Origin of the sequence: Acinetobacter sp. CWB-B33 (genome assembly GCF_039655955.1) — a bacterium.
Taxonomy (GTDB): Bacteria; Pseudomonadota; Gammaproteobacteria; order Pseudomonadales; family Moraxellaceae; genus Acinetobacter; species Acinetobacter bouvetii.
On the sequence record NZ_JAGFEU010000004.1, the window covers coordinates 254,554 to 267,332 of the forward strand.

The following is a 12,779-nucleotide window of genomic DNA, read 5'->3' on the forward strand; positions in this document are numbered from 1 at the left end:
CTGGAAGCTAAAAGATGGCTAAAGATACTCGCACACGCAAGAAGGTCACTCGTACCGTCTCTGAAGGTGTTGCACACATTCACGCTTCTTTTAATAACACCATTGTGACTATTACCGATCGTCAAGGTAATGCACTGGCTTGGGCTACCTCTGGTGGACAAGGCTTCCGTGGATCACGTAAATCAACTCCGTTTGCTGCTCAGGTAGCTGCTGAAGTTGCTGGTAAAGCTGCTTTAGACTACGGTTTGAAAAACTTGGACGTCCTTGTAAAAGGTCCTGGTCCTGGTCGTGAATCTGCGGTTCGTGCTTTAGGTGCAGTGGGTTATAAAATTAACAGCATTACCGATGTGACGCCAATCCCGCACAACGGTTGCCGTCCACCTAAAAAACGTCGCGTGTAAGGAGAAACATTCATGGCTCGTTATATTGGTCCAAAATGCAAACTCTCTCGCCGCGAAGGGACAGACCTGCAATTAAAATCTGGCGTTAAACCTTTTGACGTCAAAACTAAAAAAGCTGCTAAAGCTCCTGGCCAGCATGGCGGAGCTCGTGGCGGAAAACAGTCTGAGTATTCACTACAATTACGTGAAAAACAAAAAGTACGTCGCATGTACGGTGTTTTAGAGCGTCAATTTAGTAACTACTACAAAGAAGCTGCTCGTGTTAAAGGCGCAACAGGTGAGAACTTGTTGAAATTGCTTGAAAGCCGCCTGGATAACGTTGTTTATCGCATGGGTTTTGGTTCTACACGTGCAGAAGCTCGTCAGCTGGTATCTCACCGTTCAATCACTTTAAATGGCCGCCGCGTTAACATCGCGTCTATCCAAGTTAAAGCGGGTGACGTGATTGCAGTTCACGAAGGCGCTAAACAGCAATTGCGTATCAAAAATGCAGTTGAATTAGCCGCTCAACGTGGTATTCCTTCTTGGATGGAAATTGATCATTCTAAGCTGGAAGGTACTTTTAAAGCTGCACCAGATCGTTCTGATTTACCTGCTGAAATCAACGAAAGCTTGATTGTAGAATTGTATTCTAAATAATCCTTGAGGTAGCAATAATGACGCGTACTGCAAATGAGTTTCTAACACCGCAAGCGATTAAAGTCGAAGCGGCAAGCGGGACCTCGGCAAAAGTTATTCTAGAACCTTTAGAGCGTGGTTTTGGCCACACTCTGGGCAATGCTTTACGTCGCATCCTACTTTCTTCTTTACCTGGCGCTGCCGTGGTTGAAGTTGAAATTGAAGGTGTCGAGCACGAGTACAGTACTTTGGAAGGCTTGCAGCAGGACATCGTCGAGCTCTTGCTGAACCTGAAAGGATTGTCTATTAAGCTGTTCGATCAAAATGAAGCTTATTTGACATTGGAAAAACAAGGTCCTGGCGACGTTACTGCTGCCGACCTTCGTTTACCTCATAATGTTGAAGTGGTTAACCCTGAACATGTGATCGGCACTCTAAGTGCCTCAGGCAATCTTAAGATGCGCCTGAAAGTTGCTCAAGGCCGCGGCTATGAGACTTCTGACTCACGCTTCCCAGAGGGCGAAACTCGTCCAGTGGGCCGCCTGCAGCTGGATGCGTCTTACAGCCCGATCAAGCGCGTGTCTTACACAGTTGAAAATGCTCGTGTAGAACAGCGTACGGATCTTGATAAATTGATCATTGATCTTGAAACAAATGGTACTGTTGATCCTGAAGAAGCGATCCGCAAAGCTGCGACTATTTTGCAGCAGCAAATTGCGATTTTCGTTGACCTTCAGAAAGACCAGGCGCCAGTTGCTCAAGAGCCTCGTGAAGAAGTTGATCCAATCTTGCTTCGTCCAGTAGATGATCTAGAGCTTACTGTTCGTTCTGCTAACTGTTTGAAAGCAGAAAATATTTACTACATTGGCGATCTTGTTCAACGCACTGAAGTTGAGTTGTTAAAAACTCCTAACTTAGGTAAAAAATCGTTGACTGAGATTAAAGATGTTCTAGCTTCGAAGGGCTTGCAGCTCGGCATGCGTTTAGAAAACTGGCCACCAGCTAGTTTACGCATGGACGACCGCTTTGCCTACCGCAGCCGTTAATTAAGTAGGACTATCACCATGCGTCATCGTAATAGTGGTGTGAAATTAGGCCGTACAAGCAGTCATCGTAAAGCGATGTTCCAAAACATGGCAAACTCTTTGTTTGAGCACGAGTTGATTAAAACAACTGTGCCTAAAGCGAAAGAGTTGCGTCGTGTAGCTGAGCCTTTAATCACTTTAGCTAAAGTCGATTCTGTAGCAAACCGCCGTTTAGCGTTTGCTCGTACTCGTTCAGCAGCAACTGTTGGTAAATTATTTACCGTTCTTGGCCCTCGTTACAAAGAACGTAACGGCGGTTATCTACGTGTGCTTAAAGCGGGCTTCCGCGCAGGTGATGCTGCGCCGATGGCTTACGTTGAGCTTGTAGATCGCGAAGTTAACTAATTTCGCTCAAGAATAGCGTTTGCTGTTCTAAAAGGCTGGTTGCAAAACCAGCCTTTTTTATTGCCTGATTGTCAGACGATTCTTTATTTTGTCCCAAGATGATAAGAAAAACGCGCTGTTTTATATCAACTTGACATTGTGTATTGTCAAAATTATGCTTTAATAAAATCATAAAGTTGAAACAGGTTAAAAGAACAATATGCAAAAAAATGTTGATATTCTGATTGTCGGTGCCGGTATTTCGGGTATTGGTATTGCCGCGCATTTGGCAAAAAACAGCCCGCAGAGATCGTTTGAAATCATTGAGCGCCGCGAAAGCTTTGGCGGCACATGGGATCTGTTTAAGTATCCGGGCATCCGTTCTGACTCTGACATGTCAACGTTTGGCTTTAATTTTAAGCCATGGAAAAAAGCCAGTGTTTTGGCGGATGGTTCCGCGATTAAAGGCTATTTGGCAGAAGTTTTAGATGAGTTTCGATTAAAGCAGAAAATTCATTTTCAGCACCGGGTGCTATCAGCGAACTATGACTCTGCCAGCCGCAAGTGGCAGGTTGAGATTGAAAACAGCAAGCAGCAAAAAGAAACATGGATTGCGAACTTTGTGCTGGGCTGTACCGGCTACTATAATTATGATCAGGGTTTTCAGCCCGATTTTCCAAATCAAGCGCAATTTAAGGGCCAGTTTATTCATCCGCAGCATTGGCCTGAAAATCTGGATTACAGCGGCAAGAAGGTGGTGATTATCGGCAGCGGCGCGACTGCCATTACGCTTGTGCCTGCTATGGCCAAAGGGGGCGCGGGGCATGTGACCATGCTGCAGCGTTCTCCAACTTACATTGCGTCTATTCCATCTGTAGATATGATTTACGACAAAATGCGTAAAATTTTGCCTGAAGATGCCGCATACAAATTAACGCGCGCCCGCAATATCGGCGTACAGCGGGCTGTTTATGCCGTTGCGCAGAAGCAGCCAAAACTGCTGCGTAAATTTTTACTAAAATCCATTGAGCTGCAGCTAAAAGGCAAAGTGGATATGAAACACTTTACTCCAACATATAACCCTTGGGATCAGCGTTTATGTGTAGTGCCTGATGGCGATTTGTTTAAAATCCTGCGTGAAGGGCGCGCCAGTGTTGAAACGGATCAAATTGAGCGCTTTACTGAACATGGTATTCTGCTGAAGTCCGGCAAGCATCTGGACGCTGATATTATTGTATCGGCTACAGGGCTGAATATTCAGATCCTAGGCGGCATTCAGGCTTCAATTGACGGCAAGCCGCTGAATACTTCGCAGCATATGCTGTATCAAGGAATTATGGTGAGTGATGTGCCGAATATGGCGATGATTATTGGCTATATCAATGCGTCGTGGACGCTGAAAGTGGATATCGCATCTGAATATATTTGCCGTTTGCTGAACTATATGGATGCCAATCAGTATGATCAGGTGATTGCGGAAGGGGATGCCACGCAGCTTGAACAGGATACGGTGATGGGCAGTTTGAGCTCTGGCTATATTGCCCGCGCCGCGGATTCTATGCCGAAACAAGGCAAAAGCGGGCCTTGGCATGTGACCAATAATTATCTGGCTGACCGCAAAGCACTTAAAAAAGCCAGTTTTGAAGACCGTATTTTGAAGTTTAAAAAGAAGTCATCTCAAGCCGCTGCTAAGCCTCGAATAGCTTCGTAATCGTAGTATGTTTGTATTTTAAAGGGAGTCTCAAGGCTCCCTTTTTTATTTATAAATTCGAAACTGCTTTCAATCTATGACCCGAGAGGTCAGGTTTTGAAGATTAAAATTTGTCAGAATATTTGCCATATTCGCTATAGCGTTGGTTAGGGAAGCATGATGACCTTAAGGATTCAATCCACTGACTTGCAGACAGCCTATGGCTGCATCTATGTAAAATCGTGGGTTCAGCTGCATGCTGAATTGGCGCCGATCATACTGCTGCATGATTCGCTGGGCAGTGTCGACTTATGGCGCGATTTTCCACTGCTGCTGTCGAAAAAAACCGGACGGACAGTCCATGCCTATGACCGTGCCGGTTTTGGCCAGTCCTCGGCTGCTTCCAAGCGCCCCAATTTAGATTTCATTGCAGCTGAATCGCAAACGGTTTTTGCTGCAGTCGCAGCATCGCTGGCTTTAGAGCATTTCATCGTCATGGGGCACAGTGTAGGCGGCGGAATGTCAGCATGCATTGCCGCGGATTATAAGGATCAATGCAGAGGCCTGATCACGATTTCTGCGCAGTCGATGCTGGAGGATCTAACGGTGCGGGGCATTGAAAAAGCGAAACAGGGCTTTGCGCAGCCCGGCCAGCTGGATCGGCTGGCGAAATATCATGGAGATAAAGCGCAATGGGTGCTCGATGCATAGACGGAAACATGGTGTGACCCATTGTTTGCAGATTGGGATTTAGCTGAATATTTGGAGCGCGTATATTGTCCGAATTTGGTCCTGCATGGCGAGCTGGATGAATATGGCAGTTCTGTACAGGCTGAACGCTTTGCGGAATTAACCCAAGGACCGTCGGCGCTTTATATTCTGCCAGGCCTGCATCATATGCCGCATAAGGAAAACCCGGAATGGGCCGTGAACTTGATTGCCGAGTTTTTAGCGCCTCTGAAATAAAAAAGCCTTCGTGAGAAGGCTAGTTTTACGGCTATAGGCTTCGGGAAATCAGTTCTTTCATAATTTCATTGGTGCCGGCATAGATGCGATTGGCGCGGTTATCAATATAGGCGCGGGCAATCGGGTATTCCAGCATATAGCCATAGCCGCCATGCAGCTGCAGGCATTCATCGACAACTTTAGAAAACATCTCTGAAATTTTGTATTTGGCTGCGGCGGCAGCGTCAATGCCGAGGCTTTCTGAAAGCTGAAGCTCCATGCAGCGGTCTAAATAGGCGCGGCAGAAATCAATTTCGGTACGCAGCTCTGCCAGCTTGAAGCGGGTGTTTTGAAAGCTGGATATACTTTTACCAAAGGCTTTACGGTCTTTGGTGTATTGCACGGTATGCGCAAATGCCGCTTCTGCGCCGGCTTGGCAGATAATTGCGACTAACATGCGTTCCCAAGCCAATTCCTTCATCAGCATCATAAAGCCCATGCCTTCCATGCCGAGCAGGTTTTCTTTAGGCACACGGACATTATCGAAAAACAGCTCGCAGGTATCTTGGCCTTTCATGCCGATTTTATTTAACGGCTTGCCTTTGCTGAAGCCTGCGCGGCCGGCTTCCACCATGATCAGTGATAAGTTGGCGGAGCCTTTTTCACTGTTCCCTGTTTTGCAGACCACAATGGCCATATCGCATAAGTAGCCATTGGTAATGAAAATTTTTGAACCATTAATCACATAGTCATTGCCATCTAAAACAGCAGACGTTTTGACGGCTTGCAAATCTGAACCTGTGCCGGGTTCAGTCATGGCGATGGCGGTCACGCATGCGCCGCTGGCCATTTTCGGCAGCCAAGACTGCTTTTGCTGTTCATTGCCGAAGTTGCTGATGTAATTGGCGACAATATCTGAATGCAGTGAAAAACCGGTAGCGGAATCCATGGCATAAGCCTGCTCTTCAATTAAGATCATGCTGTACAGACGGTCAACGCCCGATCCGCCATAGGCTTCCGAGATCGTCGTGCAGAGCAGGCCCAATTCACCGGCCTTATTCCATAAATCCCGGTCTACATGCTGCTGCTGCTCATATCGGGCAATATTCGGCACGACTTCTTTTTCATAAAACTTGCGCACGGTATCGCGGAATGCTTCATGCTCTTCATTCAGCAATTTACGTGGCAGCATATTAGGGATGGGGCGTATTGCGCCTGACTGCATTGTGATCTTCCTTGTTTTTATAAATATGCAAACAAACTATAAGAAGCGCTGCAGCACAGCAATGAGCTGAATGTTCAAAACAGGAGGAATTGCTGGCGGATTTCGCCAATTTGCAGAATAGATGCGAACAAAGCGCTTTGGATGGGGTAAAATACGCGGGATTTAAAATGATTGGGGAATAAGATGAGTGATGAAATCACGTTAGAAGAACGTAAAGTAATTTATCGTGCGCGCCGCGGCTTAAAAGAAATTGATGTGTACTTTGATCCTTATGTTAAAAATTATTATTTGCAGGCGGATCCTTTTGAAAAAGCAATGTTTGCAGAGCTCGTTGAACAGGAAGATCCAGACCTGCTGGACTGGTTTATGGAAGTCAGCGAACCGCCCCGTCCTGAATTGAAAACTTTTATTCAGAAGCTAAAGCATTACATTCATGGATAAATGCAGTTTTCAGCTGCAGCGCAGCTATTTGGCGCTGCTGTTTCAGCTGTGTATTTTCAGTGTACTGATGACGGTTTTGCATCAGCTGCTTCCATTCGCATTATGGTGCGGCTTTTTATTGCTTGGCGCTGTCATATATCTGCTGTTTTACCGGAAAGCGCCGAAAATTACCGGGCTGGATTACCTTGACGGCAAAGAATGGACCATCTCAGCGGCGGGCGCTCAGCATCGGGCGCATATCAGCCATATTGTGGATCATCAGGCCTATATTGTGGTTTATTTTCAGCATGCACGCGCAAAACCGATCATCGTCTGGTGTGATCAAATGCCATTCCGGCAATGGAAATCCTTTAAAGTATTGGCCAAAATGATCTGATTGTCTGACACTTTAAGATCTTGCAATAATAAAAATATAAACAATAACAATGTATTGATTAGATATTGAATTGCTGTTGTCAGACAGAATTTTAAATTATTGGCATAAAATGCCGATTGTCAGACAAGATTGAATCTGCTGTCCGCCCATTTTATGTACATTATCTTTACCAACAGCAAGCGGAGATCGAGATGGATTATCCAACTTGGATGTTTCTGGCAGCAGCAATTGTGTTAGCGATTGTTGTAGGACGGCTAGGAACGGTGCTGAAGGAACGATTTGCATCAGATTAAGTGTTTAGGCACTTTACCCTTTAATAAGCAGCATGTGCTGAACCGTCGCAATGCTGCTTTTTTTTGCCTAAAATTTGGCATTTATCAAAAAACAGTCAATTTCACACCTTGGAATTCATGGCAAAGTGTAGCCTTAAATTAGAGTAAATACTCTTTAATTCAGAAATTGCTTCTGATATGTTTGTCGTTATGGACATAAACACAATTATAGAGGACAGGAAAATGTCGAGCGTCCAAAAAATAGGCCAAGGTATGGCTGCAATAGTAATAACAACGACTTTATTATCGGGTTGTTCACAGGTTGTGAAAACAGGCGCCAATGTTGCGCTCGGATTTACCGAAAATCATATTGTACCGCCTATTTTAGCCATGGATGATGCTGAAATGGTCTGCAATTCAGGCAATTCATTGACCCCAGCCATTATGGCGACTAAAGATATGGGAGCTGATCCAACCCGTGTCGCGGTACTGATGTATTCCGCCGCCGGCATTTGCGCGGAGCAAAAGGCGCTGGATTCAGAATTGCGCTACCTGCGCGCTTCCAAAGCCAATCAAGTCTCTGAAGCGCAGGACGCCCGCATTGAACAGAAGCGCTGGGCGGCGCTGGCGGCGCAGCGCCAGTACACAGGCTATCAGCTCTTTCAAAGCCGTTATGAAAAAAAATACAAGAAAGCTTTGGGTGAAAGCTGTCCAAAAATGAACAGCGACATAGAGCAAACCGTTTATCTGCTGGGCATGCTGAGCGGTCTGCAGTCTATGACCAATGACATTAACTCGGGCGGCGCTGTGAATGTGCCGAAAGATATTGCAGCGGTGGTAGAGCGCGGCATGACCTGCCTGAATAATGAGAAATTCTGGGGCGCGCCGGAAGCGACCCGCGCAGTGATTTGGACATTGCTGCCAGGCGCCGGAGACGGCAAGCCAGACCCGTATCAAACACTGAAGCAGTCGACGCAAATCGGCGAGAAAAAAGGCGTGCGCCTGTCGCATGCGATGTATGCCGTGGCCGCGCAAGCCAGCGGCGATGATGCGAAAATCCGTGATGCGCTTAAAACCTTTGCTCAAGCGCGCAGTGATGAAAAGCCGGTTAATCCGCAATTCAAATTAATTGACAGTATGGCAGCGTCCATGGTGAAAGGCATTTCAGACCGCTATTGGACAGAACATACTGGCGTGCGCACCGCAGATGACGGCATGGAGCAGTTCTGGGACGAGTCAGGAAACTCATCAGATTTGGATGAATTGTTTGATGCAAAGAGTGAATGAATCTGAATCAGCAGAAGCCTGAATCGCCTGCTGGCTCTTAAGGCTTCTGTTTTAGGACGCACACAGGGAGTGCGCATGAAAGATCACTATCTGAAACGGAAAATTGTTTTTATCGCGGCGGTTTTCTCTGTCTGCGCTTGCCTGCAGATCTTTAAAGACTCTTTTTTTTACCTGCATCAGGTTCTGTTCGCAGAGCCTTGGCGTCTTTGGACCGGGCATTGGGTGCATGTTGGCTGGATGCATTATTTTTTAAATATGCTGGCTTTTATGTGCCTGCCGTTTATTTTTCCGCGGGCCTCAGTATGGCATTTCACCGCCTTGCTGATTGTGCTGCCGCCTTTGATTAGCCTCAGTTTTTACTATTTTTTACCCGACACTGAAGCTTACGCGGGTTTGTCTGGCGTGCTGCATGGCGCCTATGCCGCCATCGCCTGCGTGCATTTAATTTATAAGCGCGAACGCAATTTTGCAGCGTTGGTACTTTTTCTTATTTTGGCAAAACTGATTTGGGAAAATACCGTAGGCAGTACAGGGACTGCGCAGCTGATTGGCAGCCCGGTATTGGTTGAGGCGCATCTGCTGGGGGTGATTTGGGGAATTGGCGCTGCCAGCGTGTATTTAATTGTGGAGTATTATGCAGACCGCTATATGCATGATTAATGCTGTTGATGTTTGAATTTAAATATGATTTAGGGTGGCTAGTGACTAAGTTGACATTTTAAACAGAAAAGAAAATAGATATTGTCATTTTCAAAAACTGAAAAGTCATGCAAATTTGCAATGAATAAAAAGCAATAGGCTTGGAGAAAGGATCTTTTCCAGCCGACAGGACAAGGATGCAGCGCCTCTGTGCTTTGCAGCCAAAAATAAAAATAGGACAGCTCATGCAAAATAATGAACACAGCAGATCGGGACTGGGTCTGTTAAGTTACATATGGAACGAGTGGATTTCGACCTTCGTAGTTTTAATTTTATTGCTGCTGACGCTCATTATTGGCACGGGTGAAATGATTCATGGCCAGCTGCTGCGGACAGGCGAACGCCTCTATGGCAATGAAGCGATTGGCATGCAGTATTCATTCCTGCGCGCAGAGCCGGTAAAGCCGGACTGTGACCGCCATCCGAATGTGGATGCTTTGGTGCAGGCGCAAATGAAACAGAATGCCAATGATGAGTTTGCTGATATTTTCGGTACAGCATCGGCAGCGGATGTGCGCGCATCAGTGCAGGCTGGCGTACAGCAGTGCGAAGAGAAATACCAGTTTTACGACAAAGCAGAGAAATATTTGGATGACCATCCAAGCATCCGCACCTATCGCGCGATTGAAACCACTTTCTTCGGTATTTTTAAATTCGGCTCCGAAAACCGGGTGCTGATTTTACTGCTGATGGTGCTGGTTTCTGCGATTACGGCTTCGGTCAAATTCCATCATATCGGCCTGCGGGCGCCAACGACTAAGCTGGATTACAGAGTTTATGCTTTGTTTATGGCGATTGGTAATGGTCTGCTGACCTTTTCAGTTTACAGCCAATTCAATTCTGTATTGAATTCAGGGGTCAAATCGACGGGTGAAACGCTGGCGATTTACTGGCTTTGGCTGGCGCTATTTGGCATAGTCATGCTGATCAGCATTTTCCAATTCTTTAAAACCCCAGCGGTGAAAGAACCGGGTCCAGGCAATATTGGCTTTGCTTTATTGAGTGTGCCGCTGTATGCCTATATGGCCATTATTACCGGCGTCGCCTTTACCTTTTTCATGGATTATCCGATGGGCCAGGGCATTTACCTGGGCCAATTGGTTGAGTTCTCCGGCATCTTCTTAAACTTGGCGCTGTTTATCTGGGCGGGTATGCTGCTGACGCAAACCCGTATTATGGATTTGTTCCTTGGGATTTTGCGCCCATGGAATTTGGCGCCTGAAACACTGACCTGGCTGATTTTAATTGCGGCAGCAATTCCTACCGCATATACCGGCGCATCGGGCATTTTTGTCGTCGCAGCCGGCGCGATCATTTATAAGGAAGTCTGGAACTCGGGTTCACGCCGTCAATTCGCTTTGGCTGTCTCTGCTATGTCCGGTTCTTTAGGCGTAGTCATCCGTCCATGCTTGCTGATTATTTTAATTTCAATGCTGGACAGCCGCCATGTCACCTCGGATGAGCTGTTTGATCACGGCATTTATGTTTTCTGGCTGACGGCTTTTATTTTCTTAGGCATTTCGCTGTTCTTGGCGGAAACCCGCTTCCGCGTCAATTCGCCAAAAGTTGCTGTGCCCGGCATGCTGAAAGCCTTTATTCCTGTGATTCCTTATATTGTGCTGACTTTCATTGTGATTGCCTTCTACAAGTATGGTCTAGACACGCAGATGGATGAATTCACTGCGCCAGTCGTGCTGCCAATTCTGCTCATTGCTTATATTATGTTTGACCGCTGGTTTGCAGACCGCTTTATCAAAGAGCCGATTGATAAGCACGCTGCGATTACTTTGCAGCATGAGCAAAGTTCTGAGTTTATGCGCGAGCATGGCGGACATGGCGCCAACCGCCGCAGTTTCAGCAATTCAATTTGGTTCGCTTCTTCTGAAACGGTTGGCCATATTGGTGCGCTGATTATCCTGATGGCGCTTTCAGCAAGCGTCGGCGGGCTGATTGAGCGAACTGAAATTGTTGAATTATTGCCAACGCATTTGGGCAATATCTATATTTCCTTGGCCTTTATCGCGCTGCTGCTGGCAATTGTCGGCATGACCACCGACCCGTTTGGCGCAGTCATTTTAGTGGCGGCCACCATTGCGCCTGTGGCGTATGAAAATGGCATTCATCCGATCCACTTCTGGATGATTGTGCTGGTGGCGTTTGAGCTGGGGTACGTCTCGCCGCCGGTTGCGCTGAATCATTTGCTGACGCGGCTGTCGGTTGGCGATGAAGAAGTGCGGGCTGCGGATGCGGAAGCCAAAGCAATGTACACCAATTTCTACTACCGCTATGAGCGCTGGATCCTGCCGATTATGGTCTTGTTCCCGTCGCTGCTGGTGGTGACTTATGCGCCTTATATTTTCAAATTGTTCGGCTGGTACCATTAAACCGCAGCATTGGGAAATGAACTGAAAATAGCGCCTTCGGGCGCTTTTTTATGCGCTTCTTTTGACGCTCTGAACTGCCTGAACTTTTTGCGGCGGCGGGCTGCACAGTAAGCGGGCGCCTAAGTCAAGGATGAACAGCTGATTGAGCAGGACGCAAGGCTGCGGAAAAAGATGCTGGCGGATCAGTGCTATGCGAGGCAAAACGGATTCAAATGATGCCTATCATGGAATATAAAAGGGCGGATAGTGTTAACAGGCCAAGAGCCTTAAGCAGACCGCGCTTTGCGGGAACATGCCGCATAAAAAAAGGCCAGAAAGCTGCGGACATTCTAGCCTCAATTAAATTGATAAAATTATGGCTTTTGGGACAGCTGCGCTTCGAGCAGTTTAATTTGCTCTTCTTTGAGCTTAATCAGCTGGTCAGCATCGGTATGCTGCGCTTTCAGCGTTTTTTCCTGTTCAGTCAGCTGCGATTGAATATCTTCCAATTTTGCAATTTCTTCTTTGGCTAAAGCCGCATTTTCAGGCACAGGCGCCTGCAGAATATCTTCATCAGCCAATTTGGCCGCAGTGGAAACGGCTTCAGGCTCCGCCGCAGGAGGTTTTACTGTTTCCTTGGGCGCTGCTTTTGCAGGCGCAGCATCAGCCTGATGCGGCGGCAAATCTTCTGCATTGGACGCCATCATCCACTGATAGGTTAAGAACAGTGCGATGACAGCAATTAATCCCCCAACAATCCCGATTAAAAGTTTCGGGCTATGTCTTTGATCTTCAAACATATAAAAGCCTTGTTGTTATTTCGGCTGGCGAGGCTTGAATTGAATGACGCCGATGTCATCTGGAACAGCCGGCGTTTCCGGTTCTTCCACATGCGTCGGGCGGTTTTCACTGTAACCGCAGTCAATGCATTCAATCCATTCATCGTCGCCTGAAGTCAGCATGACGACTCGATCTAACGCCTGGCATTTTGGACATTTTGCTCCAGCAATGAAACGGCGTTTAATGGTCATCCTGCTACCCTCAATCAAACTA

At 46.8% G+C, this 12,779-nt stretch carries 15 protein-coding genes; 12 read left to right on the forward strand and 3 right to left on the reverse strand.

Annotated elements, in window-relative coordinates; all coding sequences use genetic code 11:
• Positions 1-14 precede the first annotated feature (14 nt).
• The 7 genes from rpsK (at position 15) to JZ784_RS13425 (ending at position 5,084) form a co-directional block, all read left to right on the forward strand.
• The gene (gene rpsK / locus JZ784_RS13395; RefSeq protein WP_001040166.1) at positions 15-401 is read left to right on the forward strand and encodes a 30S ribosomal protein S11; all 387 of its coding nucleotides are present in this window, start codon (positions 15-17) and stop codon (positions 399-401) included.
• A gap of 12 nt (positions 402-413) precedes the next feature.
• On the forward strand, positions 414-1,040 hold the full coding sequence (gene rpsD / locus JZ784_RS13400) for a 30S ribosomal protein S4 (protein ID WP_004691294.1): 627 nt from the start codon (positions 414-416) through the stop codon (positions 1,038-1,040).
• A 17-nt stretch (positions 1,041-1,057) separates the two neighbouring features.
• On the forward strand, positions 1,058-2,065 hold the full coding sequence (gene rpoA / locus JZ784_RS13405) for a DNA-directed RNA polymerase subunit alpha (protein WP_005012955.1): 1,008 nt from the start codon (positions 1,058-1,060) through the stop codon (positions 2,063-2,065).
• Between the two features lie 18 nt (positions 2,066-2,083).
• Positions 2,084-2,449, forward strand: a complete 366-nt coding sequence (gene rplQ, locus JZ784_RS13410; protein ID WP_005012953.1) for a 50S ribosomal protein L17 — start codon at positions 2,084-2,086, stop codon at positions 2,447-2,449.
• 199 nt (positions 2,450-2,648) lie between these two features.
• A complete protein-coding gene (locus JZ784_RS13415; RefSeq protein ID WP_346315192.1) occupies positions 2,649-4,139 on the forward strand; it encodes an NAD(P)/FAD-dependent oxidoreductase in 1,491 nt (496 codons plus the stop codon).
• Positions 4,140-4,295: 156 nt separating this feature from the next.
• A complete protein-coding gene (locus JZ784_RS13420; protein WP_346315193.1) occupies positions 4,296-4,829 on the forward strand; it encodes an alpha/beta fold hydrolase in 534 nt (177 codons plus the stop codon).
• 21 nt (positions 4,830-4,850) lie between these two features.
• Complete coding sequence (locus JZ784_RS13425; RefSeq protein WP_346315194.1) at positions 4,851-5,084, forward strand: alpha/beta hydrolase; 234 nt, start codon at positions 4,851-4,853, stop codon at positions 5,082-5,084.
• Positions 5,085-5,115: 31 nt separating this feature from the next.
• Here JZ784_RS13425 and JZ784_RS13430 read toward each other — a convergent pair whose 3' ends face one another.
• Positions 5,116-6,288 (reverse strand): acyl-CoA dehydrogenase family protein, encoded by a 1,173-nt coding sequence (locus JZ784_RS13430; RefSeq protein ID WP_346315195.1) that lies wholly within the window; start codon positions 6,286-6,288, stop codon positions 5,116-5,118.
• A 183-nt stretch (positions 6,289-6,471) separates the two neighbouring features.
• On the opposite strand from JZ784_RS13430, the gene JZ784_RS13435 reads away from it, so the two are divergent.
• The 5 genes from JZ784_RS13435 (at position 6,472) to JZ784_RS13455 (ending at position 11,747) form a co-directional block, all read left to right on the forward strand.
• Positions 6,472-6,729: a succinate dehydrogenase assembly factor 2 gene (locus tag JZ784_RS13435; protein WP_005012948.1), complete on the forward strand. Its 258-nt coding sequence runs from the start codon at positions 6,472-6,474 to the stop codon at positions 6,727-6,729.
• On the forward strand, positions 6,722-7,105 hold the full coding sequence (locus JZ784_RS13440; protein ID WP_346315196.1) for a hypothetical protein: 384 nt from the start codon (positions 6,722-6,724) through the stop codon (positions 7,103-7,105). Before JZ784_RS13435 ends, JZ784_RS13440 begins: the two co-directional genes overlap by 8 nt.
• Before the next feature lie 515 nt (positions 7,106-7,620).
• Positions 7,621-8,664 carry a hypothetical protein gene (locus tag JZ784_RS13445; protein WP_219190675.1) on the forward strand — a complete coding sequence of 348 codons (1,044 nt, stop codon included), beginning with the start codon at positions 7,621-7,623 and terminating at the stop codon, positions 8,662-8,664.
• Between the two features lie 75 nt (positions 8,665-8,739).
• Positions 8,740-9,324: a rhombosortase gene (gene rrtA / locus JZ784_RS13450; RefSeq protein WP_346315197.1), complete on the forward strand. Its 585-nt coding sequence runs from the start codon at positions 8,740-8,742 to the stop codon at positions 9,322-9,324.
• Between the two features lie 224 nt (positions 9,325-9,548).
• Entirely contained in the window at positions 9,549-11,747 is a 2,199-nt protein-coding gene (locus JZ784_RS13455; protein WP_219190686.1) for a TRAP transporter large permease subunit, read from the forward strand.
• Positions 11,748-12,100: 353 nt separating this feature from the next.
• Here JZ784_RS13455 and JZ784_RS13460 read toward each other — a convergent pair whose 3' ends face one another.
• Both JZ784_RS13460 and JZ784_RS13465 read right to left on the reverse strand, forming a co-directional pair.
• Positions 12,101-12,526 (reverse strand): hypothetical protein, encoded by a 426-nt coding sequence (locus JZ784_RS13460; RefSeq protein ID WP_346315198.1) that lies wholly within the window; start codon positions 12,524-12,526, stop codon positions 12,101-12,103.
• Between the two features lie 15 nt (positions 12,527-12,541).
• On the reverse strand, positions 12,542-12,751 hold the full coding sequence (locus JZ784_RS13465; protein ID WP_171065538.1) for a YheV family putative zinc ribbon protein: 210 nt from the start codon (positions 12,749-12,751) through the stop codon (positions 12,542-12,544).
• Between the last annotated feature and the right edge of the window lie 28 nt (positions 12,752-12,779).